The sequence below is a fragment of the Streptomyces sp. NPDC050546 genome (genome assembly GCF_044457425.1).
Taxonomy (GTDB): Bacteria; Actinomycetota; Actinomycetes; order Streptomycetales; family Streptomycetaceae; genus Streptomyces.
Genome location: NZ_JBITGX010000007.1, coordinates 271,283 through 293,792 on the forward strand (window position 1 = coordinate 271,283; position 22,510 = coordinate 293,792).

The following is a 22,510-nucleotide window of genomic DNA, read 5'->3' on the forward strand; positions in this document are numbered from 1 at the left end:
CCATGTCCCAGGAACCCGCCACCCCTCCCGCCGCCCCGGAGGGCGACGACTATCTGGAGCGCAGAGCGCTCCGCCGCGGCAGTGCCGGCTGGGTGCTGCTGACCGGCCTCGGCGTCGCCTACGTCGTCTCCGGCGACTACTCGGGCTGGAACTTCGGCCTGGCCGAGGGCGGCTTCGGGGGTCTGGCGATCGCCATGGTGCTCATGGGCGCGATGTACGCCTGCATGGTGTTCGCCCTCGCCGAGCTGTCCTCGATCCTGCCGACGGCGGGCGGCGGCTACGGCTTCGCCCGGCGGGCGCTGGGCCCCTGGGGCGGCTTCCTGACGGGTACGGCGATCCTCATCGAGTACGTCCTCGCGCCCGCGGCGATCGTCATCTTCATCGGGGACTACGTCGAGTCGCTCGGCCTGTTCGGCCTGGAGTCCGGCTGGCCGATGTACCTGGTCTGCTTCGCGATCTTCCTCGGCATCCATCTGTGGGGCGTGGGCGAGGCGCTGCGGTTCAGCTTCGTCGTCACCGGCATCGCGGTCGCCGCCCTGATCGTGTTCGCGCTGGCGGCACTGCCGGACTTCTCCTTCGCGGCGCTGGACGACATCCCGGTCGACGCCTCGGCGGCGGGCTCGAACTCCTGGCTGCCGTTCGGTCTGCTCGGGATCTGGGCGGCGTTCCCGTTCGGCATGTGGTTCTTCCTCGGCGTCGAAGGCGTGCCGCTGGCGGCGGAGGAGACCAAGGACCCCGCCCGTACCCTGCCGAAGGCAATCCGCTGGTCGATGGGCATCCTGGTGGTGCTGGCGGTGATCACGTTCTTCGCGGCGGCCGGAGCACGCGGTTCCGCCGCGATCCAGGAGGCGGGCAACCCGCTGGTGGAGGCGCTGCAGCCGGGCGGCGAGGCGACGACACTGAGCCGGATCGTGAACTACGCGGGTCTCGCCGGCCTGGTGGCCTCGTTCTTCTCCCTGATCTACGCGGGCTCGCGCCAGCTCTTCGCCCTGTCCCGGGCGGGATACCTGCCCCGCTTCCTGTCCCTCACCAGCCGCCGCAAGGCGCCCTACCTGGGCCTGCTGGTGCCCGGCACGATCGGCTTCCTGCTGGCGGCGCTATCGGGCAACGGCGCCCGCATGCTGAACATCGCCGTCTTCGGCGCGACCATCTCCTACGCCCTGATGTCCCTGTCGCACATCGTGCTGCGCCGCCGCGAGCCGGAGCTGCCGCGGCCGTACCGGACGCCGGGCGGGGTGCTGACCTCCTCGGTCGCCCTGGTGCTGGCCTGTGCCGCGCTGGTGGCCACGTTCCTGGTGGATGTGACGGCCGCTGTCATCGCCCTCGTGGTGTACGTCGTGGCCATCGGGTACTTCGGCCTGTACAGCCGCAAGCGGCTGGTGGCGAAGGCGCCGGAGGAGGAGTTCGCGGCACTGGCGGCGGCCGAGGCAGAGTTGTCACGGGACTGAGGTGGAGCGAGGCGTCGACTGTGAGGGAGTTTCCGTGTCCAGGCCGTTGATCGGGGTCAGCACGTATCTGGAGTCCGGTGCGCGCTGGGGTGTGTGGGAGCTGGACGCGGCGTTGCTGCCGGCCGGCTACCCGCGGCTGGTGCGTCAGGCGGGCGGCCTGGCCGCGATGGTTCCGCCGGACGACCCGCTGCACGCGGCCGATGTGGTGGCCCGGCTGGACGGGGTGGTCATCGCGGGCGGGCCGGATGTCGAGCCGGTCCGCTACGGCGCGGAGCGCGAGCCGCGGACCGGGCCGCCGGCGCGGGAGCGGGACGCGTGGGAGCTGGCCCTGATCGACGCGGCGCTGGCGGCGGAGGTGCCGTTGCTGGGCATCTGCCGGGGTATGCAGCTGCTGAACGTCGCGCTCGGCGGGACGCTGGTGCAGCACATCGACGGGCACGCGGAGCAGGTGGGCGTCTTCGGCGGCCACACCGTCAAGCCGGTGCCGGGGAGTCTGTACGGCGGTGTCGTGCCGGAGGAGACGTTCGTACCGACGTATCACCACCAGGCCGTGGACCGGCTGGGTGAGGGCCTGGTCCCGTCGGCGTACGCGGCGGACGGGACGATCGAGGCGCTGGAACTGCCGAGCCACCCGGGGTGGGTGCTGGGGGTGCAGTGGCACCCGGAGATGGGGGATGACGTGCGGGTGATGCGGGCGTTGGTGGAGGCGGCGTCAGCGAGCTGACCCAGTGCGCGCCCGACCCCAGGGGGCTCCGCCCCCTGGACCCCCGGCCTCTGCCCACCCACCACCCGAATCGCTCGGACAAGAAGCCGGGCTCGCCCCCTCCCCAGCCCATCAGGCGCCCACGAACGAGCCCACTCAGCCCCACCCAGCCCGTCCGCCGTTTGAAGACGACACCGCTCAGCCCCACCCCGTCCGTCCGCCGTTTGAAGACGACACCGCTCAGCCCCACCCCGTCCGTCCGGCGCTTGAAGACGACACCGCTCAGCCCCACCCCGTCCGTCCGGCGCTTGAGGACGAGGCCGTTCAGGCCGAACGGGGGTTCAGGGGGCGGAGCCCCCTGGGGATGGGACGGGTAAGGGCGGCGGGGGCGAGAAACCTACCCCCGCGTCAGCGACAGCAGGTCCCGCGCCGGGCCGGTAGGCCGATGCCCGGTCGGCCACACCGCCCTCAGCTCCCGCGCCAGCGCCACCCCCTCCACCGGCACACTCACCAGCCGCCGCATCGCCAGCTCCTCCCCCACCGCCAGTTCGCTCAGCACCGACGGCCCCGCCCCACTCACCGCCGCCGCCTTGACCGCCGTCGTCGAGGACAACTCGATCAGCGGCCGGGCCAGCCCCCCGAGCGCCGCGTCCAGCACCTGCCGCGTCCCGGACCCCTTCTCCCGCAGGATCAGCGGCGTAGACGCCAACTCCCCCGCCGCCAGCGGCCGTCGACGGCGTGCCCAGGGATGCCCCGGTGCCGTGACCACTATCAGCCGGTCATGGGCGATGACCACCGAGTCCAGCCCCGTCGGAACCGACAGCCCCTCCACGAACCCCAGATCCGCCTCGTCCGACAGCAGCCGTTCCGCCACCACCGTCGAGTTGCCGGCGTGCAGCGACACCGCGGTGTCGGGCCGCTGGGCGCGCAGCGCGAGCAGCCAGCCAGGCAGCAGATACTCGGCGATCGTCATGCTCGCCGCCACCCGCAACCGCGAGTCACGGCGGTCGCGCAGCGCCTGCGCCCCCACGTCGAACGCCTCCGCCGCCTCGACGATCCGCCGCGCCCAGTCCGTCACCAGCGCACCGGCGTCCGTCAGCCGTGACCCGCGGGGCGAGCGGTCGACCAGCGCCACACCGAGCTGCCGCTCCATCGAGCGGATCCGGCTGCTCGCCGCGGGCTGGGTGATGCCGAGTTCCCGCGCGGCCCCGCCGAGGCTGCCGAGCCGCGCCACCGCCAACAGCAGCTCCAGCGCGCCGAGATCCGGCACCCGGTGCGCCAGAGAACCGGCGATCGACGGACCGTCCTGCTCATCCGTGTTGCTCATAAACCCAGCTTATGTCGCCATAGAGGCATACTCCCTGGTGGTACGGCCCCGGGGGCACGACCGTGGGGTCATGGTCACCGCAGCCCAGCCCCTCGCGTACCCACTGTCGGTCCGTCATCTCGGGCCCAACTGGTACGCCACCGTCATGGGCACCTCCGTCGTGGCCACCGCCGGAGCCGCCCTGCCCTCGCACCTCCCCGGGCTGCGCCCCGTGCTCGCCGGTGTCTGGGTCCTCGCGTCCGTCCTGCTCCTGACCCTGCTCGGGGCCCGGGCCCTGCACTGGGCCCACCACCGGGACCAGGCCCGCGCCCATCTCCTCGACCCGGCGACGGCCCCCTTCTACGGCTGTCTCGCCATGGCCCTGCTCGCCGTGGGCGGCGGTGCCCTCACCGTGGGCCGGGACGTGATCGGCGTCCGGGCGGCCGTCGCGCTCGACGCCGTGCTGTTCGGTGCCGGTACGGCTCTCGGGCTTGCCGCCGCCGTCGCCGTGCCGTATCTGATGGCCGTACGGCACCGGGTCGAGCCGGGCCAGGCAACCCCCGTCTGGCTGCTGCCGCTGGTCGCGCCCATGGTGTCGGCCGCCGTCGGGCCGCTGCTGGTTCCCCATCTGCCTCCCGGGCAGGCCCGGGAGACGCTGCTGCTGGGCTGCTTCGCGCTGTTCGGGCTCAGTCTGCTCGCGACGCTCGTGATGCTGCCGCTGGTCTTCGGGCGGCTGCTCACCGGCGGGCCGCTGCCTCTCGCCCTCACCCCCACGCTGTTCCTGGTGCTGGGGCCGCTCGGGCAGTCGACGACCGCCGTCGGCGCGTTCGCGGACAGCGCCCCCGGAGTCGTGCCGGCGCCGTACAGCCAGGGCTTCGGTGTGTTCGCCGTGCTCTACGGCGTGCCCGTGATGGGGTTCGCGCTGCTGTGGTTCTGCCTGGCCACGGTCCATGTGCTGCGCGCCCGGCGGCAGGGGATGCGGTTCGCGATGACGTGGTGGTCGTTCACCTTCCCGGTCGGCACCTGTGTCACGGGCGCCGAGGCCCTGGGCCGGCACACCGGGCTCCTGGCCTACGAAGGGCCGGCGGTCGTGCTGTACGCGGTGCTGGTCGTCGCGTGGGGCACCGCCGCCGCGGGCACCGTACGCGGGCTGCTCAGGGGCGAGCTGCTCGCAGAGCCCGGTCCAGCACCCGTGGCGCCTCGGCCAGCGACGGTCCGTACCAGGTGAGATGCCGTCCGCTGACGAGCGCGCAGGGCAGGCCGGGAAAGGCCTCGGGGCCGTCGTCGGCGGTGAAGCGGTAGGGCTCGTCCGGGAGGATCACCACGTCCGGCGCCGCCGCGCGCAACTCCTCCAGCGGGATGCGGGGGTAGCGCTCGGGGTGCGCCGCGTGCACGTGGTCGACGCCGAGGCGGGCCAGCACGTCGCCGGCGAAGGTGTCACGGCCCAGGACCATCCACGGGCGGCGCCAGATCGGCACGACCGCCGTCAGGCGCGTCTCCGGCCGCGGCAGGGACGACCAGGTCTCCTCCGCCTCGTCCAGCCAGCGCGGGCGCGCCGCCACCCCGCAGGCGTCCAGGACCCGGGTCAGCTCCCGGAAGGCCCCCGGCACGTCGCGGATCTCCGTGACGAGGACCTCGGCGCCCGCCGCGCGCAGGGCCGCGAGGTCGGGCTCGCGGTTCTCCTCCTCGTTGGCGATCACCAGGTCGGGGGCGAGGGAGACGATCCGGTCGGGCTTCGGGTTCTTCGTGCCACCGACGCGTACGACGTCCAGGCCCGGCGGGTGGGTGCACCAGTCGGTGGCGCCGACCAGGGCGCCGGGCGCGGACCGCGCGACGGCCTCGGTCAGCGAGGGGACCAGCGAGACGACCCTCATCGAAGCGCTCACCGGCGTGGCCGGTCCCGGACCGCCTCGATGTGCTCCGCCACGGCGACGACGATCACGCGGGTGTCCGACTCCGTGGCCCGCCAGCGGTGCCGTACGCCGCCGGTGAGGTACAGCGTGTCGCCGCGACCGAGCCGGTAGGCGCGGCCCTCGGCCTCGATCTCCACCGCGCCGTCGGCGACGTACATCAACTGGTCGTTGCGGTACTGGAATTCACGGCCCGCGTCATGGTCGCCGAGGAACTCGGAGGCGTGCATCTGGTGGTGGCCGCGCACCAGCGAACGGGTCCGGGGCCGGGGCAGCGGTTCGATGTCCTCGGCGCGGACGACGTCCACGCTGCACGCCGGGTCGGCCGCGGCGAGGAGCTCCACCGCGGTGGTGCGCAGGGCGTCGGCGACCTTCTCCAGGGAGCTTCGGCTGGGGCGCGCCCGGTCGTTCTCGATCTGGCTCAGGAACGGGACCGACAGGCCGCTGCGCTCGGCCACGGCGGCGAGGGTGAGGTCCAGCGCGCGGCGCCTGCGGCGCACGGCCGCGCCCACCCGAAGGGACTGTTCTTTGTGGTCGCCCATCGCTCCGGCTCCCTCCTTCGCCCGTCGATCCGGTCCCCGTGCGCCGTTGTCCCGGCGCACTGCTTCTGTTGAGTTGTCTGCACCCTACGCATGTTCGGCAAACCGTTTCATGCGCCCGTCACATCGCCGTCATACAGGGCGATGCGCGACCTGTCACTTCGCGCCAGGGGATCCGCCACCCCCGAGGGCGGCGTGCGGATTCCTCCTACGGGAGGAACAGGGAGTCAGGAGGGGCTCGGGGGGTGACGTCGCGCTCTGTGGTTGTCCGGATCCCGCTCGTGGACACGTGTGCGGGGCGGGACGCGTCGTGTTCGCGTCCCGCCCCGCATCCGGCCTCACCGCGGCGTCACTGCGGCGTCATGCGCTCCGCCATGTCGGGGTGCTCCTTCAGCCACGCGGCGACGGCCTCTTCCTCATGGCCCTGACCGCGGTTCTTGATCTCGCTCTCCAGGGTGCCGAGCTCGTCCTCGGTCATCTTGAAGTTCTTGATCCACTTCGTGAGCTGCGGGTACTCCTCGGGGAACTTCTCGTTGGAGATGGTGCGGATCGTGTTGCCCTCGCCGAAGGCCTTCTTCGGGTCCTTCAGCTTGGTCAGCTCGTAGTCGCTGTACGCCCAGTGCGGCGACCAGAGCGTGACGGCGATCGGCTCCTTCTTGGCGTACGCGCGCTTCAGCTCCGCCAGCATCGCGGGCGTGGAGCCGTCGACGACCTCGTACTCCTTGTCCAGGCCGTAGGCGGGCAGGACCTTGTTCTTCGCCAGGTCCATCTCGCCGGTGCCCGGCTCGATGCCGATGATCTTCCCGTTGAAGGTGCCGGACTTGCCCTTGAGGTCCTCCAGGGAGTCGACGCCCTTCACATAGGACGGTACGGCGATCTCCAGGGAGGTCGGTTCGTACCAGGTGCCAAGGTCCTTGAGCCGGTCCTTGTTCTTGTCCCAGTAGTTCTTCTGGGCGTAGGGCAGCCAGGCGTCGAAGTTGAGGTCGAGGTCGCCCGAGGCCAGGCCCGTGTAGACCGGGCCGACGTCCATCTGCTTCAGGTTCAGCTGGTAGCCGCGCCGCTCCAGGACGTTCTTCCACAGGTAGGTGACGGCGATGTCCTCGTCCCAGGGGAACCACGCCACGTCCAGGGGCTGCTTGGCCTCGGCCGGTGTGCTGCCGCCGGCGTTCTCCACCGGGGCCATCTTGTCGGCGAAGCCGGGGTTCTGCTTCAGCCAGGCGCGCACGGCCTCCTGCTGGTTGCCCTTGCCCGCCTTGTTGATCTCGGCTTCGAGGCTGGTGAGCTGCTTCTCGTTCATCGTGAAGTTCTTCAGCCACTTGGCGACCGTCGGGTCGTCGTCCGCGAAGCCCTTGCGGGACAGGGTGTGCACGCCGTCGCCCTCACCCCAGGCGCCCTTGGGGTCCTTGAGCTTCTTGAGGTCGTAGTCGTTGTACGCCCAGTGCGGCGACCAGAGCGTCGTGACGATCGGCTTCTTCTGGGCGTAGGCGCGCTTCAGCTCGGCCAGCATCGCGGGCGTGGAGCTGTCGACGACCTCGTACTCCTTGTCCAGGCCGTACTCCTTGAGGACCTTGCTCTTGAGCAGGGCCATCTCGCCGGCGCTGGACTCGATGCCGGTGATCTTGCCGCCGAACTCGGAGGCCTTGCCCTTGAGGTCCGCCAGGGAGTCGATGCCCTTCATGTAGGCGGGCACGGTGAGCTCCAGCGACGTCTTGTCGTACCAGGAGCCGAGGTCGTCGAGCTGCTTGCCGTACTTCTTCCAGTACTGGGCGTGCGTGGTGGGCAGCCAGGAGTCGGTCTGGAAGTCGATGTCGCCCTGGGCGAGGGAGGTGTACAGCGGGCCCGCGTCGAACTGCTTGGCCTCGACCTCGTAGCCGCGCTGCTCCAGGACCTCCTTCCACAGGAAGGTGGAGGCGACGCCCTCGTCCCAGGGGATGTAGCCGATGCTGATCTTCTTGCCCTGGCCCACGTCCTTGCCGCCCGCCACGGCGGTGGAGTCGGCGCCCTTGCCGAAGACACCCATACCACCGGCGGCGAGCGCGAGGACGACGACGCCGATCACGGCGACGACCGGGCGGGGCCGGTAGGACCAGATCCTCAGACCCTGGGCGGCACGCAGCTTGGCGGCGGCGCGGCGGCCGAGCGGGGAGACCTGGGTGCCCAGGGCGCTGGTCATGCGGTCCAGGTAGATCGCGAGGATCACGATGGCCACGCCGGCCTCGGAGCCCAGGCCCACGTTGAGCTGACCGATGGCCTCGTTGACGTCGCCGCCGAGGCCGCCGGTGCCGACCATGCCGGCGATCGCGGCCATGGACAGTCCGAGCATGATGACCTGGTTGACGCCGGCCATGACGGTGGGCAGGGCGAGCGGGAGCTGGACGCGCAGCAGGGTGTTGCGGGGCGTGGTGCCGAACGCGTCGGCGGCCTCGACCAGTTCCTTGTCGACCTGCCGGATGCCCAGCTCGGTCATGCGTACGCCCGGTGCGAGCGCGAAGATCAGCGTGGCGACGATGCCCGCGGGAGCGCCGGTGCCGAAGAACAGGATCGCCGGGATGAGGTAGATCATCGCGGGCAGCGTCTGCATGAAGTCCAGAACGGGCCGGACCAGACCGCTGACGCGGTCCGAGCGGGCCGCCCAGATGCCGACGGGTATGGAGATCACGAGCGCGATGACGGTCGCCACGAGGACGAGCGCCAGGGTGATCATCGCGTTCTCCCACAGTTCGAGGGAGTCGATGAACGCGAATCCGGCGAACGTGAGCACACCGGCGAGCGTGCCGCGCAGCCAGAAGGCGATCACGGCGAAGATGCCCGCGAGGAGCAGTGGTTCGGGGGCCTGGAGGACGGCGTTGATGCCGTCGTAGAGGCCGAGGAAGACGGTCTTGCAGAAGTCGAACAGCCACGCCATGTGGGTGGTGAGCCAGTCGACCGCGTCGTTGACCCAGCTGCCGAGCTCGATCCTAGGCACGGGCGGTCACCTTCTCTCCGCCCTTGTCCCGCGGGGAGTCGCAGGGCCCCGGGGTGGCGTCCTGCTCGTCGCCGAGGAACCCGATCAGGCGCTGCCGGGGGACGACGCCGATCTGCTTGTTGTCCTCGTCCACGACCGAGACGGGGTGGGAGAGCCGGGCGCTGATCGCGCACAGCTCGGTGAAGGGGGTGTCGGCCGTGGCGGTCCGGCAGTGGCAGCCGGGGTCGTCGGCGGTGACCGAGGGGTCCATGAGCTCGCCCGCGGTCAGGACGCGGGAGCGGTCGACGTCCTGGGTGAAGGAGGCGACGTAGTCGTTCTCCGGCCGTAGCAGGATGTCCTGGGCGGTGCCGATCTGGACGATCTCGCCGTCGCGCATGACGGCGATGCGGTCGCCCAGGCGCATGGCCTCGTTCAGGTCGTGGGTGATGAAGACGATCGTCTTCTTGAGCTTCTGCTGGAGCTCCAGCAGCTGGTCCTGCATGTCGCGGCGGATCAGCGGGTCCAGGGCGCTGAAGGACTCGTCCATCAGCAGCAGGTCGGCGTCGGTGGCGAGCGCGCGGGCGAGTCCGACGCGCTGCTGCATGCCGCCGGACAGCTCGTCGGGCCAGGACTTCTCCCAGCCGGCCAGGCCGCACAGGGCGAGCGCCTCGTCGGCGCGGCGTACGCGCTCGGCGCGGGGCACGCCCTGCACTTCCAGACCGTAGGCGGCGTTCTCGCGCACGCTGCGGTGCGGGAAGAGCGCGAAGTGCTGGAACACCATGCTGATCTTCCGGGAGCGGACCTTGCGCAGCTCCCGGTCGCCGAGCGTGGTCAGGTCCTGGCCGTCGAAGCGGACGTGCCCGGCGGTCGGCTCGAGCAGGCCGTTCAGCATGCGCAGCAGGGTGGACTTGCCGGATCCGGACAGACCCATGACGACGAAGATCTGGCCGGGCTCCACGGTGAAGGACGCGTCGATCACGGCGGCGGTCGTGCCCTCGGCGCGCAGTTCCTCCCGGTCGGCTCCGTCACGGAGCCGCTCGACCGCTCGGTCCGGTCTTCTGCCGAACACTTTGTACAGGCTCTCTGCCTGAAGCCTCGCTGACACGTGCACCTCAATCTCGACGGCAATAGAACAGAGCGAGGACAGGGCCGCAAACAGTTGAAATGCGCAACCAGCCTCGCTCTGGGCGCGCGCCTTCCCTCGATCAGGAAAAGCAATCGCGAAAGTGGGAGGCTTCACACAAGACGCACCCACCGCAACGCGTTGCGCAGTGGCGAGTCGCTGTCAGTGGCGTACGGCATGATGCGTGGCGTGACCGGACGACTGATGCTCCTCGACACCGCCTCCCTGTACTTCCGCGCCTACTTCGGCGTCCCGGACTCGGTCCGGGCCCCGGACGGCACACCGGTGAACGCCGTGCGCGGGCTGCTCGACTTCATCGACCGCCTGGTCAAGGACCACCGGCCCGACCAGCTGGTGGCCTGCATGGACGCCGACTGGCGCCCGCACTGGCGGGTGGAGCTGATCCCCTCGTACAAGGCGCACCGCGTCGCCGAGGAGCGCGCGGCCGGGCCGGACGAGGAGGAAGTGCCCGACACGCTGTCGCCGCAGGTGCCGGTCATCGAGGCGGTGCTGGACGCGGTGGGCATCGCGCGCGTGGGCGTCGCGGGGTACGAGGCGGACGACGTGATCGGCACGTTCACCGCGCGGGCCGAGGGCCCGGTCGACATCGTCACGGGCGACCGGGACCTGTACCAGCTGGTGGACGACGCGCGCGGGGTGCGCGTGCTGTACCCGCTGAAGGGCGTGGGCACGCTGCAGCTCACCGATGAGACATGGCTCCGTGGGAAGTATGGGGTGGACGGGAGCGGGTACGCGGATCTGGCCCTGCTGCGCGGTGACCCCAGCGACGGCCTGCCGGGCGTGCCGGGCGTCGGAGAGAAGACGGCCGCCAAGCTGCTGGCCGAGTACGGGGACCTGGCCGGGATCATGGCGGCGGTCGAGGACCGGCGGTCGAAGCTCACGCCGACGCAGCGCAGGCGGCTGGACGAGTCGCGCCCCTATCTCGCGGTCGCGCCGAAGGTGGTCCGGGTCGCGGACGACGCACCTCTGCCCGATGTCACCACGGCGCTGCCCCGCTCCCCGCACGACCCGGTGGAGCTTCAAGCGCTGGCGACCCGCTGGGGACTGGGCGGCTCATTGGAGCGTCTGCTGACCACACTGGCGGTGTGAGGAGGCGGGCCCACGGCCTTCCGGAGGCCGGAGATGTTCATGAAACTCTTACTCGAGAGGTGTTAAGTGGGGGCGAGGTGCTAACTTAGGTAACCCTAACTATGCGAGACAGGGAGGTCCTCATGGCAGAGCGACCCGGACGCCAGCCGCGTAAGCCGCACTCCGCTCAGGTCGTCCGCACCGAGCGGCTGACTCCGCACATGCAGCGTGTGGTGCTCGGCGGCGAGGGCCTCGCCGACTTCGCGGCGGGCACGTGCACCGACCACTATGTGAAGCTGCTGTTCCCGCCGGAGGGCGTGAGCTACCCGGAACCCTTCGACGTGCAGCGCATCCGCGACGAGTTCCCCCGGGAACAGTGGCCGGTGACCCGGACGTACACGGTGCGCCAGTGGGACGCCGAGCACCGCGAGCTGACCCTGGACTTCGTCATCCACGGCGACGAGGGTCTGGCCGGCCCGTGGGCGATGCGCGTCCAGCCGGGCGAGACCGTGCGGTTCATGGGCCCCGGCGGGGCGTACGCGCCCGACACCGACGCCGACTGGCATCTGCTCATCGGTGACGAGAGCGCGCTGCCGGCGATCGCCTGCGCCCTGGAGGCCCTGCCGCGCGGCGCCAAGGCCTACGCCTTCGTGGAGATCTCCGGCCCAGAGGAAGAGCAGAAGATCGACTCGGACGTGGACGTCGTCTGGCTGCACCGCGGCGACCGGCCCCTCGGCGAGGCGCTGGTCGAGGCGGTACGGAGCCTGGAGTTCCCCGAGGGCCGGGTGCACGCCTTCGTCCACGGCGAAGCGCACTTCGTCAAGGAGCTGCGCCAGCTGCTCCGGGTCGAGCGCGACATCGCGCGCGAGGATCTGTCGATCTCCGGCTACTGGCGGCGCGGCCACAACGAGGACGGCTGGCAGGCCTCGAAGCGGGACTGGAACGCGCGCATCGAGGCCGAGCAGGAGAACACCCCCGCCGCCTGAGCGACGCGAGCGCGACGCCTGCGGCGACGCCCCTTCAGTCACCCCGCACGCGCGCGTGCAGATGGGTGTCGTGCCAACCGTCCGGCTGCAGGATGGCGCTGCGCTTGGTGCCCTCGAGGAGGAAGCCGGTCCTGGTGGCGACGCGGCAGGACGCCTCGTTGCGCACGGCGTGCAGCAGTTCCAGGCGGTGGAAGCCGGTCTCGTCGAGGGCCCAGCGGGTCAGCGCGGTCGTGGCACGCGCGGCGATGCCACGACCCCGTACAGCCGGGACGGTCCAGTAGGCCACCTCCGCCACACCGTCGTCGAGCCGTATCTCGCGCAGCGCGACCCGCCCCAGCAGGGAGGCGGAGTCCGCGTCGATGACGGCCCACTGCGCCTCCCGCTCCTCCTCCCACGCCCGGTGCCAGTCACCGATCCAGCCGGTGACCTCCTCCTCGGAGTCGGCGGCCCGGGCGTGCCACTGGTGCATCACGGGATCCTGGAAGACCTCGTACACAGCGGGCGCGTCCGAGACCCGCCAGGGGCGCAGGAGGAGTCCGTCGCCGGTGGCGAAGGTGGGCTGCGGGCGGCGGGCGAGAGTCCCGGCGGTCAGGACCGGGCTGGTGAGGAAGGGCATGCCCCGCATCCTGGCAGGACGCGAGGGGCGGCCCCAGTGATTTTCCGCCCGGCGCACCGGGCCTCGTACGCTGGGCCGCGATGAGACGCAAGCCCCGTATCCCGCCCTCTCCCCTGCCGCAGCGCCACGGCGTGGATCCGGTACGGGTACGGCTGCCCGTCGCGGGGTCGTGGGCCACGGTGCGCGAGCACCTGGTGGAGCGCCTCAGCGGCGCGGGTGCCGGTGTCGTAGACGGAATGTTCGACGCGGGGCGGATCGTCGGGGCGGACGGACGGGCCGTGGCGGCGGACGCGCCGTACGTACCGGGGATGTTCGTGTGGTTCCACCGGGAGCTGCCCGAGGAGGTGCAGGTGCCCTTCCCGCTGGAGGTCGTGCACCGGGACGAGCGCATCGTCGTCGTCGACAAACCCCACTTCCTCGCCACCACCCCGCGCGGCGGCCATGTCACCGAGACCGCGCTGGCCAGGCTGCGCCGGGAGCTGGATATCCCCGCGCTCGGCGCCGCACACCGCCTGGACCGGCTCACCGCGGGGCTCGTGCTGTTCACCGTGCGCCCCGAGGAACGCGGCGCGTACCAGACCCTGTTCAGTGAACGCCGGGTCCACAAGGAGTACGAGGCCGTCGCACCGTACGACCCCGCCCTCGCCCTGCCCCGGACCGTACGCAGCCGGATCGTGAAGGAGCGTGGGGTGCTCCAGGCCCGGGAGGTGGCGGGCGAGCCGAACGCCGTGAGCCGAGTCGAACTCGTCGGGCATCGCCCGGAGGGAGCCGGCGGCCCGGAGGGAGCCGGCGAACTCGCCCGGTACCGGCTGGTGCCCGGCACCGGGCAGACACACCAGCTGCGGGTGCACATGACCGCGCTGGGAGTGCCGATCCTCGGTGACCCGCTCTACCCGGAGGTGACCGACCCCGTACCGGCCGGTGACTTCCGGCGCCCGCTCCAACTGCTGGCACGGGCCCTGGAGTTCACCGATCCGGTCACGGGTGAGGAGCACCGGTTCCGCAGCGGCCGGGCGCTTTCGGCGTGGGCGTCGTACGACCGGTGGGCCGCCGGGACGTACGACGGCCCGTCAGCCGGTCAGTAGCCGCGCCACCAGCTCAGGAAGCGCTGCCAGGCGCCCTTGCGGCGGGCCGGTTCCTGAGCGGTCGGCCGCACCTGCGGGTGCACAGGGGCCGGCTGGGGCTGTGCCGGGGCCGGCTGCGGCTGAGCGGCGGCCGGTGCGGCCTGCGGCTGCGGGCTGCCGATCTGCCAGTCGGAGCGCTGCGCGGGGACCTGCTTGTGGTTCGGCGGCTCCGTCACGTCCTGCGGCGGCTTGGGCGAGAACTGCACCGGCATCTCCACCAGGTGCCGGGAGGCGATGGACGCCGTCCAGCGCAGCTCCTCCTCGTCGCAGTCGAGTTCGACGTCGGGCAGCCGCATCAGCAGCGCGTCGACGCCGACATCGGCGATGGAGCGGCCGACGTCCTGGCCGGGGCACTCGTGCGGGCCGCCGCCGAACGCGAGGTGCGAGCGGTTGCCCTGCATGCTGGCGGACAGGTCGGGCCGTACCCGCGGGTCGACGTTGGCCGGGGCCGGGGCGAAGAGCAGTCCGTCGCCCCGGCGGATGCGCTGACCGCCCAGCTCGGTCTCCTGCTTGGCGAAGTAGGCGAAGACCGTACTGAACGGCGGCTCGTTCCACAGGGACTGCTCCACCGCCTCCGGCACCGTCATCTGGCCGCCGTTGAGCTGGGCCCGGAAGCGCGGGTCGATCAGCACCGTGAGCAGCACGTTGGACAGCAGGTTGGTGGTGGCCTCGTAGGCGGCGAAGAGCACCAGGCGCAGGTGCTCCCTGACCTCGTCGTCGGTCAGCCGGGCCGGGTGGGTGATCAGGTAGCTGGCGAAGTCCTCCTCCGGCTGGGCGCGGCGCCGTGCGGTGAGCCGGCTCAGGGCGTCCATGACGTAGGAGTGGCTGGCGATCGCGGTCTCGGTGCCCTTGAGCGCGTCGCGGGCGGCCTCGACGAGACGGTCGTTGTACTCGTCGGCCATACCGAGGATCTCGCACATCACGGCCATCGGCAGGTGCTCGGCGAACTGGCCGACGAGGTCGGCCTCGCCCTGCTCGCAGAAGCGGTTGACGATGGCCTGCGTGCTGCGGTTGATGTAGCGGCGCAGGCTGCGGAAGTCGATGGTCGAGATGGCGCCCATGACCGCGCCGCGCAGCCGTTTGTGCTCGTCGCCCTCGGCGTGCGAGGCGATGGGCTGCCAGGCGATGTGCGGCATCAGCGGGTGGTCGGGCTTGACCAGGCCGTCCTTGAGCGGGGTCCAGATGCGGCTGTCCCGGCAGAACTGCGAGGGCGAGCGCACCATGTGCAGGTTCTCGGCATGTCCGAGGACGACCCAGATCGGTACGTCGTCGTGGAGCAGCACGGGCGCCACGGGGCCGTGGTCCTTCCGCAGCTGCTCGTAGAGCGCTCCCAGATCCTCCGACTCGTGCAGCCGGTGCAGTCCACCGGGGCCGAGGCCGTGTGCGGGGCAGCCGGGGGGTGGGTCGAGCCGGGGGGCATCCGTACCGGTCGGGGCGTGGGATTCAGGCGTCACAGTGGTCGCTCCGAAACTGAAGTGAATCCAGGTGTCTGGTGGGGGAATGTGGGGGTGGAGTGGGGCGGGTACGGGATCAGGCCCGCGAGCCCGTCATGGCCAGCGAGTGCAGGAAGCGCATGAGCGTCATCAGGACGTCACGGCTGGAGGCCCGGCGGCGTACGTCGCACTCCATGATCGGGATGTCCGGGGCGAGGTCGAGGGCCGTGCGGAGCTCCTCGATGGCGTAACGCGGTGCGTCCGGGAAGGAGTTGACCGCCACCACGAACGGCACACCGCGCTCCTCCAGGCGCCCCATGACGTCGAAGCTGACCTCCAGCCGACGGGTGTCGACCAGCACCACCGCGCCGAGCGCGCCCTCGAACAGGCCGTTCCACAGAAACCAGAAGCGCTGCTGGCCGGGTGTGCCGAAGAGGTACAGCACGAGCTGGTCGGTGATGCTGATGCGGCCGAAGTCCATGGCGACCGTGGTGGCCGTCTTGGACGCGGAGCCGAAGTTGTCGTCGACACCGATGCCGGCCTGCGTCATGGTCTCCTCGGTGGTCAGCGGTGTGATCTCGCTGACCGAGCCGACCATGGTCGTCTTGCCGACGCCGAACCCACCCACGATCACGATCTTGGCCGCGGACTGTGCCGTGTGGGGCAGCTGGTCCTCGGCCCGGGGGCCCGGGATGGTGTCAGAGCCTTTGAAGTCCATTCATCACCGCTTCGAGAAGGGAACGGTCGGTGCGTGACTGGCGGACGATCGGGGCGCGCGCCTGCACCAGTTCCGCCGTCAGCAGCTCGGTGAGCAGCACGCCCATCGCGCTGAACGGCAGGTGGAGGTAGGCCGAGAGCTCGGCCACGGACAGGGGGGCGGCGCAGAGCCGGAGCAGCGCCGCCTGCTCGGGGGAGGCGGAAGGCGGCGGGTCTTCGGCACGCGCCACGATTAACGTGACCAGGTCGAGCTCGGCCCGTTCACCGTCAGGGCCGGCCACCACGTACATCCGCTCCGGGTTTCTGACCTTGCCCTCGCCCTCCTCGGGCGGGGGCGATTCCGGGGTGGGGTCGCGCCGCTGGCGTTGCGGAGGCGTCATACGATCTGCCCGTTGCGCCGGGGCGGAGTGGTCAGATGGCCGCCGATCCGGACGATGAGGTCACGCATCATCGCGCTCATCCGGCCGGGTTCGCACCGCACGTCGGAGAGCACCGCGAGGAAGGCATTGGCGCCGGCGTTCATCAGATAGAAGTAGCCGCGGTCGATCTCGATCATGACGAGCTTCATCTCGCCGTCGCCCACGGTGAGTTCCTGGCAGATGCTGCCCGCGAGGGACTGCAGGCCCGCGCAGGCCGCGGCGACCCGGTCGGCCGCGTCGGGCTCACCGCCGTAGCGGGCGATGCGCAGACCGTCGGCCGAGAGCACCACGATCATCTCGATGCCCGGCACGCCGTTGGCGAGCTCCTTGAGCATCCAGTCGAAGTTGCCTCGCTGCTGGATCACTTGAGGTCCCCCTCGTCATCGGCCTCGGTGCGGGCCGGGTCGTTGATCAGGTGCAGATACTTGGTCGGGTTCCGCAGGAAGTCCGTGGGGTGCGTGCCGGGTTCGATGCCCTGCTTGAGTCCCTCCCAGAAGGCCTCGAGACCCTTGCCGGGGGCGTCCGGCGCCGACATGTCGCGCAGCGGCTTGGACTCGGGCTCGGCTGTCGCCGCCCAGGGGTTGTACTCGCCCCGCTCCTCGGCCTCCCGGTCGGCCTTCTCGTTGGCGGCCTGCTGGGCGAGTCGCTCGGAGAGCGGCATCTTCACCCGGCTGCGGCGCTGCGGCAGACCGTTCGCCGTCCACTCGGTGACCTCGGGGACGTCGTCGTCCTCCATGGAGACCGTCTCGGGGATGCGCGGGCTGGTGGGGCGGCGCCTCTTGGGCGCGCGCTTGGGGCCCTCGGGAATGCCGACCGTCATGGGGGCGCCGGTGGCACCGATGCCGTGGGCGAGTCCGACGCCGGGCTCGTGGGTGACCATCTCGCTCGGCACGATGAGGATGGCGCGGACGCCGCCGTAGGCGGAGGCACGCAGCGACACCTGCATGTTGTACGCCGTGCAGAGGCGGCCGACGACGGCCAGGCCCAGACGCGGGTGCTCACCGATGTCCTGGAGGTCGACGCCTGCCTTGGCGGCCTCCAGCATGCCCTCGATCCGGGCCCGCGCCTCCTCGTTGAGGTTGACACCGCCGTCCTCGATCTCGATGCAGACGCCGGTCTGCACCTCGGTGGCGGTGACATGCACCTTGGTCTGCGGCGGCGAGTAGCGCGTGGCGTTGTCGAGGAGTTCGGCGGCGGCATGGATGACCGGCTCGACGTAGATGCCCTTGACGCTGATCTTGGCGATGGAGGACAGCTGGATGCGCCGGTACTCCAGGATGCGGGACATGGCGCCGCGCAGCGTGCTGTACAGGGACACCGGCTCGGGCCACTGCCGTCCCGGGCGGCCGCCGCCGAGGACGGAGACGGAGTCGGCGAGGCGGCCGATCAGGGCGTTGCCGTGGTCGATGCGCAGCAGGTCGTCGAAGACCTCGGGGTTGCGGCCGTGGTCCTCCTCCATCTCCCGGAGTTCCTCGGCCTGCTGGTGGGCGATCGCCTGGACGCGGCGGGCGACCGTGACGAAGGAGCGAGCGGCGGCGTCACGCATGGTCACTTCGTTGTCGACGATCCTGAGCACCGTCAGGAGCGTCTCGACCTCCGGCTCGGGCAGGTCGCGGTATGCGGGGTTGGCGAGGCCGAGCTTGCGAATCACCTCCCTGGGGGATTCTCCGGTGCGCAGCAGGTCGAGGGCGGCGGGGACGACCTCCCTCGAGAAGCGGACCAACTCGTGCTCGTGGCCGGCGATCCGCTGTTCCAGATACGCGCTGTGACGAGCGTGCTCGGCACGCTGGTTGCGCAGGGCACGGCCGCGGCGGACCGCCTCGGCCGCCGTCGCGATCACCAGCGCGGTGGCGATACCGCCGCACCAGCCGACGGCGAGCCGGGCCGACTCCGTCACCAGGGCGACGGCGGCTCCGGACGCCGCGGCCATCGCTATGGCCGGCAGCAACAGCACGCGCGCGTAGGGAAGTTCACGGCGAACGGGAGGGGATTGAACACTCACCATGTAGGCCTTCTGACAGGAGTCGGCTGGGGTTCCACACATTGGGGAACAAGCGCACGAATTCATCTCAAGCCGGTGCGCTGCGGGCGAGCTTAGTCCGACCGGATCATCGCTGTGTCATATTCAGCATCCACCGGAAACCGGACGCGAAGGGATAGTACGCTCGGTCGTTTACACGCTGCGACACCGTTCGAATGCACAACGTAACGACGAACGGACATGCGAAAGCCCGCTCACCGTGACGGGTGAACGGGCCTCAGAACAACCCTGTTTCAGGGGCGCGGGGAACTGCGCGAGCAACCACACACAACCGGCACCCGCGCAGCGACGATCACCCCACCGACGAGTAGGCGACAACTCCCCGCAGCAACAGATCAACAGCCTTACGCGCGTTCTTCACCACGGAAGACCCCTGCGGCGCCGCCGCCGCGATCTGCCCCAGCACGTCGATGACCTGCTTGCACCACCGCACGAAGTCCCCCGCCGGCATCTCCGCCTCGCGCAGCACCTCGTCGAGCCCCGACCCGGAGGCCCACATGTACGCGGCCCAGGCGAACCCCAGGTCCGGCTCACGCTGTCCGACACCCTCGGTCTGGGTGATCCGGAACTCCTCCTCCAGCGCGTCCAGCCGCCCCCAGATCCGCACCATCTCGCCCAGCGCGGCCTTGGCCTTCCCCGACGGCAGCTTCGGCGCCATCGCGTCGTCCGCCGCGCGCGCCTCGTACACCAACGCCGAGACACAGCCCGCCAGTTCGGCCGGGCCGAGCCCCTCCCAGACGCCCTCGCGCAGGCACTCGCTGGCGAGCAGGTCCAGCTCGCCGTAGAGCCGCGCGAGCCGCTTGCCGTGCTCGGTGACCTCGTCGGCGCGCAGATAGTCGAGCTCGGTCAGCAGCGCGACGATGCGGTCGAAAGTCCGTGCGATCGTGTTCGTACGGCCCTCGATCCGCCGCTCCAGCTGTGAGGTGTCCCGCAGCAGCCGGTGGTAGCGCTCGGCCCAACGGGCGTGGTCCTCACGGTCGTCGCACCCGTGGCAGGGATGTGCGCGCAGCTCGGTCCGCAGCCGGGCGATCTCGCGGTCGTCGGCCGCCTGGGAGCGCCGCTTGCGGTGCCGGTCTGCCGGGATGTGCCCGGCCTTGGTGCGCAGCGCGGACGCGAGGTCCCGACGGGACTGCGGGGAGCGCGGGTTGAAGGACTTCGGGATCCGCATCCGCTCCAACGGCTCGACCGGCACCGGGAAGTCCATGGACGCCAGCCGCTTCACCTGCCGCTCGGCGGTCAGCACCAGCGGGCGCGGCCCGTCGTGGTGCTCGAAACCCCGGTGGCCGTTCGAACGGCCCGCGGGCAGGCCCGGGTCCAGCACCAGCGCCAGCCCCGCGTACTTGCCGGTGGGCACGTGGATGACGTCTCCGGGCTTGAGCTTCTCCAGCGCGACGGCGGCCTCGGCGCGCCGCTGTGCCGCGCCCTGCCGGGCCAGGTCGTTCTCACGGTCCTTCAGCTCGCGGCGCAGCCTCGCGTACTCCTCGAAGTCCCCGAGGTGGCAGGTCATGGAGGCCTTGTAGCCCTCGAGGCCCTCCTCGTTGCGCTGTACCTGGCGGGAGATACCGACGACCGACTTGTCCGCCTGGAACTGCGCGAAGGACGTCTCCAGCAGCTCGCGCGAACGGTGCCGGCCGAACTGCTCGACCAGGTTGACCGCCATGTTGTACGACGGCCTGAAGCTGGAGCGCAGCGGATACGTGCGGGTGCCGGCCAGGCCCGCCAGGTGCTCGGGGCTGGAGCCGCGCTGCCAGAGCACCACGGCGTGGCCCTCGACATCGATGCCGCGCCGCCCCGCACGCCCCGTCAACTGCGTGTACTCGCCCGGGGTGATGTCCGCGTGCTGCTCGCCGTTCCACTTGACGAGCTTCTCCAGCACCACCGAGCGGGCGGGCATGTTGATGCCCAGGGCGAGGGTCTCGGTCGCGAAGACGGCCTTGACCAGGCCGCGTACGAACAGTTCCTCGACGACCTCCTTGAAGGTCGGCAGCATGCCCGCGTGGTGGGCGGCGATGCCGCGCTCCAGGCCCTCCAGCCACTCGTAGTAGCCGAGGACGTGCAGGTCCTCGGTCGGGATGGACGCCGTGCGCTCCTCGACCAGCGCGCGTACCCGCTGGCGCGCCTCGTCGTCGTTGAGCCGGAGGCCCGCGTACAGGCACTGCTGGACGGCGGCCTCGCAGGCGGCGCGGCTGAAGATGAAGGTGATGGCGGGCAGCAGCCCCTCGGCGTCGAGCCGTTCGATGACCTCGGGCCGGCTCGGTGTCCACACCCGGGAGCGCTGTCTGCGGTCGCGCTCGCGGTCGGCCTCGCGCATGGACCGCCCGCGCCGGCGGTCCTGGTACGACGGCCGGCTCGCCTCCATGCGCGCCATGCGCGTGAGGTCGGGGTTGACGGCCTTCTTGTGGCCCTCGCCCTCCTCGAACAGGTCGTACATCCGCCGCCCGGCGAGCACGTGCTGGAACAGCGGCACGGGCCGGTGCTCGGAGACGATCACCTCGGTGTCACCGCGGACGGTGTCGAGCCAGTCGCCGAACTCCTCGGCGTTCGACACGGTCGCCGACAGCGACACGAGCGTGACCGACTCGGGAAGGTGGATGATCACTTCTTCCCACACGGCGCCCCGGAACCGGTCGGAGAGGTAGTGCACCTCGTCCATGACCACGTGGCCGAGGCCCAGGAGGGTCTGCGAACCGGCGTACAGCATGTTCCGCAGCACCTCGGTGGTCATCACGACCACCGGGGCGTCGGAGTTGACGCTGTTGTCGCCGGTGAGCAGGCCCACCTTGTCCGTGCCGTAGCGGCGGCACAGGTCGGCGTACTTCTGGTTCGACAGCGCCTTGATGGGTGTCGTGTAGAAGCACTTCTTGCCCTGCTGGAGAGCGAGGTGGACGGCGAACTCGCCCACGATCGTCTTGCCCGAGCCGGTGGGTGCGGCGACCAGGACGCCCTTCCCCGCCTCGAGCGCCTGGCAGGCCTCGATCTGGAAGGGATCGAGGCCGAAGTCGTACATCTCGCGGAAGGAGGCGAGCGCGGTGGCCTGCTCGACAGCACGCTTGCGGGCTGCCGCGTACCGCTCGGCCGGTGAGAGGTCCTCTGTCATCGTGCTTTCGAGCGTACCGGGCCGCACTGACAACAGGACGATCATTATCCGGATCCGTTCCTGTGAAACCGGGGATCGGCGCAGTTCAGGGGCAGCGCGGCTCAGGGGCCGACGACGCGCACGCCCCCGCGCACGCAGCGCGCGCTCAGCGGCAGCGGGCCGAGCGGTTCCCCGTCCGCGTACCCGGTGATCCCGTCGGCGGCGATCTCGACCCGGGCCGCCCGCAGCACGGTCACGGCCGGATGCTCGGCGTGGGTCCCCCGGTACACCCTCGGGAACACCCGCAGCAACGTCGTACGGCTGCAGTCCCCGACCACCGTGATGTCGAACAGCCCGTCGGTGAGGTCGGCGCCGGGGCAGATCCGCATACCGCCGCCGTAGGACGAGCCGTTGCCGACGGCCACCAGGGTCGCCTCGACCTCACGGACCTCGCCGTCGTCGAGCCGGATCCGGTACGGGACGGGCCGGAACGCGGCGAGTTCGGTGATCATCGCCAGGTCGTACTTGAAGCGGCCGACGGGCCACCGCATGCGGTTGCCGCGGTCGTTGACGCGGGAGTCGAAGCCGGAGGCGAGGACCGTGCCGAACCAGCGGTCCCCCACCTGACCGAGGTCGACGTCGTGGATGCGGCCGCACTTGAGGGCGTCGGCGATCATGCGGCCCGCGGCGGCCGGCTCGCGCACGGGCAGGCCGAGGGCACGGGCGAAGTCGTTGCCGGTGCCGACGGCGACCAGACCGAGCGGAACGCCGGTGCCCGCGACCACCTGCAGCGCCAGGTTGGCCATGCCGTCACCGCCGACGGCTATCAGCGCTCCGGTACCGCCCTCGACGGCGGCACGGGCACGGGTGAGGGCGTCCGCGGCATCCTCCCCGAGCACCGTACGCACCGAGAAACCGGCCACCCGCAAAGCGGAAGCGGCCGGCTGCGCCGCGCGGGCGCCCCGGCCGCGGCCCGCGGTGGGGTTGACGAAGAGGGTGATCTCGCTGGTCACGCGACCGACCCTATGAGCTGCCC

Annotated in this window: 19 protein-coding genes; 6 read left to right on the forward strand and 13 right to left on the reverse strand. The window is 71.0% G+C overall.

Going from position 1 to position 22,510, the window contains the following annotated elements:
* The first annotated feature begins 2 nt into the window (after positions 1-2).
* Positions 3-1,448, forward strand: coding sequence for an ethanolamine permease (gene eat / locus ACIBK5_RS19520; RefSeq protein ID WP_399021095.1), 1,446 nt, complete (start codon positions 3-5; stop codon positions 1,446-1,448).
* A 46-nt stretch (positions 1,449-1,494) separates the two neighbouring features.
* Positions 1,495-2,172 (forward strand): gamma-glutamyl-gamma-aminobutyrate hydrolase family protein, encoded by a 678-nt coding sequence (locus tag ACIBK5_RS19525; RefSeq protein WP_399021291.1) that lies wholly within the window; start codon positions 1,495-1,497, stop codon positions 2,170-2,172.
* Between the two features lie 376 nt (positions 2,173-2,548).
* Here the strand turns inward: ACIBK5_RS19525 and ACIBK5_RS19530 are convergent, their stop codons facing one another.
* Positions 2,549-3,478, reverse strand: a complete 930-nt coding sequence (locus ACIBK5_RS19530) for a LysR family transcriptional regulator (protein WP_399021097.1) — start codon at positions 3,476-3,478, stop codon at positions 2,549-2,551.
* A gap of 70 nt (positions 3,479-3,548) precedes the next feature.
* Between ACIBK5_RS19530 and ACIBK5_RS19535 the strand changes: the two genes are divergently transcribed.
* Entirely contained in the window at positions 3,549-4,685 is a 1,137-nt protein-coding gene (locus ACIBK5_RS19535) for a TDT family transporter (protein WP_399021098.1), read from the forward strand.
* Here the strand turns inward: ACIBK5_RS19535 and ACIBK5_RS19540 are convergent.
* The 4 genes from ACIBK5_RS19540 to ACIBK5_RS19555 all read right to left on the reverse strand — a co-directional run bounded on the left by ACIBK5_RS19540 (position 4,612) and on the right by ACIBK5_RS19555 (position 9,955).
* Positions 4,612-5,331: a helical backbone metal receptor gene (locus ACIBK5_RS19540; protein ID WP_399021099.1), complete on the reverse strand. Its 720-nt coding sequence runs from the start codon at positions 5,329-5,331 to the stop codon at positions 4,612-4,614. The genes ACIBK5_RS19535 and ACIBK5_RS19540 overlap by 74 nt on opposite strands.
* A gap of 8 nt (positions 5,332-5,339) precedes the next feature.
* Entirely contained in the window at positions 5,340-5,909 is a 570-nt protein-coding gene (locus tag ACIBK5_RS19545; protein ID WP_399021100.1) for a helix-turn-helix domain-containing protein, read from the reverse strand.
* Between the two features lie 346 nt (positions 5,910-6,255).
* Entirely contained in the window at positions 6,256-8,871 is a 2,616-nt protein-coding gene (locus ACIBK5_RS19550; RefSeq protein WP_399021101.1) for an ABC transporter permease/substrate binding protein, read from the reverse strand.
* Positions 8,864-9,955 carry a glycine betaine/L-proline ABC transporter ATP-binding protein gene (locus ACIBK5_RS19555; RefSeq protein ID WP_399021102.1) on the reverse strand — a complete coding sequence of 364 codons (1,092 nt, stop codon included), beginning with the start codon at positions 9,953-9,955 and terminating at the stop codon, positions 8,864-8,866. Before ACIBK5_RS19555 ends, ACIBK5_RS19550 begins: the two co-directional genes overlap by 8 nt.
* Positions 9,956-10,153: 198 nt before the next feature.
* On the opposite strand from ACIBK5_RS19555, the gene ACIBK5_RS19560 reads away from it, so the two are divergent.
* Both ACIBK5_RS19560 and ACIBK5_RS19565 read left to right on the forward strand, forming a co-directional pair.
* Positions 10,154-11,083, forward strand: coding sequence for a 5'-3' exonuclease H3TH domain-containing protein (locus ACIBK5_RS19560; RefSeq protein WP_399021292.1), 930 nt, complete (start codon positions 10,154-10,156; stop codon positions 11,081-11,083).
* Positions 11,084-11,205: 122 nt separating this feature from the next.
* Positions 11,206-12,048, forward strand: coding sequence for a siderophore-interacting protein (locus tag ACIBK5_RS19565; RefSeq protein ID WP_399021103.1), 843 nt, complete (start codon positions 11,206-11,208; stop codon positions 12,046-12,048).
* Between the two features lie 34 nt (positions 12,049-12,082).
* On the opposite strand, the gene ACIBK5_RS19570 is transcribed toward ACIBK5_RS19565, so the two are convergent.
* Complete coding sequence (locus ACIBK5_RS19570; RefSeq protein WP_399021104.1) at positions 12,083-12,664, reverse strand: GNAT family N-acetyltransferase; 582 nt, start codon at positions 12,662-12,664, stop codon at positions 12,083-12,085.
* An 80-nt stretch (positions 12,665-12,744) separates the two neighbouring features.
* Between ACIBK5_RS19570 and ACIBK5_RS19575 the strand changes: the two genes are divergently transcribed.
* Positions 12,745-13,749: an RluA family pseudouridine synthase gene (locus ACIBK5_RS19575; protein ID WP_399021105.1), complete on the forward strand. Its 1,005-nt coding sequence runs from the start codon at positions 12,745-12,747 to the stop codon at positions 13,747-13,749.
* Here ACIBK5_RS19575 and ACIBK5_RS19580 read toward each other — a convergent pair.
* The 7 genes from ACIBK5_RS19580 to ACIBK5_RS19610 all read right to left on the reverse strand — a co-directional run bounded on the left by ACIBK5_RS19580 (position 13,743) and on the right by ACIBK5_RS19610 (position 22,487).
* On the reverse strand, positions 13,743-15,242 hold the full coding sequence (locus ACIBK5_RS19580; RefSeq protein WP_399021106.1) for a cytochrome P450: 1,500 nt from the start codon (positions 15,240-15,242) through the stop codon (positions 13,743-13,745). The genes ACIBK5_RS19575 and ACIBK5_RS19580 overlap by 7 nt on opposite strands.
* A gap of 76 nt (positions 15,243-15,318) precedes the next feature.
* A complete protein-coding gene (locus ACIBK5_RS19585) occupies positions 15,319-15,939 on the reverse strand; it encodes a GTP-binding protein (protein WP_399021107.1) in 621 nt (206 codons plus the stop codon).
* On the reverse strand, positions 15,920-16,318 hold the full coding sequence (locus ACIBK5_RS19590) for a DUF742 domain-containing protein (protein WP_399021108.1): 399 nt from the start codon (positions 16,316-16,318) through the stop codon (positions 15,920-15,922). Before ACIBK5_RS19590 ends, ACIBK5_RS19585 begins: the two co-directional genes overlap by 20 nt.
* Entirely contained in the window at positions 16,315-16,722 is a 408-nt protein-coding gene (locus tag ACIBK5_RS19595) for a roadblock/LC7 domain-containing protein (protein WP_399021109.1), read from the reverse strand. The genes ACIBK5_RS19590 and ACIBK5_RS19595 overlap by 4 nt, the downstream gene beginning before the upstream one ends.
* Positions 16,719-18,362: a sensor histidine kinase gene (locus tag ACIBK5_RS19600; RefSeq protein WP_399021110.1), complete on the reverse strand. Its 1,644-nt coding sequence runs from the start codon at positions 18,360-18,362 to the stop codon at positions 16,719-16,721. The genes ACIBK5_RS19595 and ACIBK5_RS19600 overlap by 4 nt, the downstream gene beginning before the upstream one ends.
* 328 nt (positions 18,363-18,690) lie before the next feature.
* On the reverse strand, positions 18,691-21,540 hold the full coding sequence (locus ACIBK5_RS19605) for a DEAD/DEAH box helicase (RefSeq protein ID WP_399021111.1): 2,850 nt from the start codon (positions 21,538-21,540) through the stop codon (positions 18,691-18,693).
* 56 nt (positions 21,541-21,596) lie between these two features.
* Positions 21,597-22,487: a diacylglycerol kinase gene (locus ACIBK5_RS19610; protein ID WP_399021112.1), complete on the reverse strand. Its 891-nt coding sequence runs from the start codon at positions 22,485-22,487 to the stop codon at positions 21,597-21,599.
* Positions 22,488-22,510 lie beyond the last annotated feature (23 nt).

Excerpts from the sequence above, each read along its gene's own strand:
- ACIBK5_RS19540 (WP_399021099.1), bottom strand. The coding sequence starts at position 5,331 with ATGAGGGTCGTCTCGCTGGTCCCCTCGCTGACCGAGGCCGTCGCGCGG.
- ACIBK5_RS19575 (WP_399021105.1), top strand. The coding sequence starts at position 12,745 with ATGAGACGCAAGCCCCGTATCCCGCCCTCTCCCCTGCCGCAGCGCCAC.
- ACIBK5_RS19565 (WP_399021103.1), top strand. The coding sequence starts at position 11,206 with ATGGCAGAGCGACCCGGACGCCAGCCGCGTAAGCCGCACTCCGCTCAG.
- ACIBK5_RS19585 (WP_399021107.1), bottom strand. The coding sequence starts at position 15,939 with ATGGACTTCAAAGGCTCTGACACCATCCCGGGCCCCCGGGCCGAGGAC.
- ACIBK5_RS19535 (WP_399021098.1), top strand. The coding sequence starts at position 3,549 with ATGGTCACCGCAGCCCAGCCCCTCGCGTACCCACTGTCGGTCCGTCAT.
- ACIBK5_RS19530 (WP_399021097.1), bottom strand. The coding sequence starts at position 3,478 with ATGAGCAACACGGATGAGCAGGACGGTCCGTCGATCGCCGGTTCTCTG.
- ACIBK5_RS19545 (WP_399021100.1), bottom strand. The coding sequence starts at position 5,909 with ATGGGCGACCACAAAGAACAGTCCCTTCGGGTGGGCGCGGCCGTGCGC.
- ACIBK5_RS19600 (WP_399021110.1), bottom strand. The coding sequence starts at position 18,362 with ATGGTGAGTGTTCAATCCCCTCCCGTTCGCCGTGAACTTCCCTACGCG.
- eat (WP_399021095.1), top strand. The coding sequence starts at position 3 with ATGTCCCAGGAACCCGCCACCCCTCCCGCCGCCCCGGAGGGCGACGAC.
- ACIBK5_RS19560 (WP_399021292.1), top strand. The coding sequence starts at position 10,154 with ATGCGTGGCGTGACCGGACGACTGATGCTCCTCGACACCGCCTCCCTG.
- ACIBK5_RS19590 (WP_399021108.1), bottom strand. The coding sequence starts at position 16,318 with ATGACGCCTCCGCAACGCCAGCGGCGCGACCCCACCCCGGAATCGCCC.
- ACIBK5_RS19605 (WP_399021111.1), bottom strand. The coding sequence starts at position 21,540 with ATGATCGTCCTGTTGTCAGTGCGGCCCGGTACGCTCGAAAGCACGATG.
- ACIBK5_RS19570 (WP_399021104.1), bottom strand. The coding sequence starts at position 12,664 with ATGCCCTTCCTCACCAGCCCGGTCCTGACCGCCGGGACTCTCGCCCGC.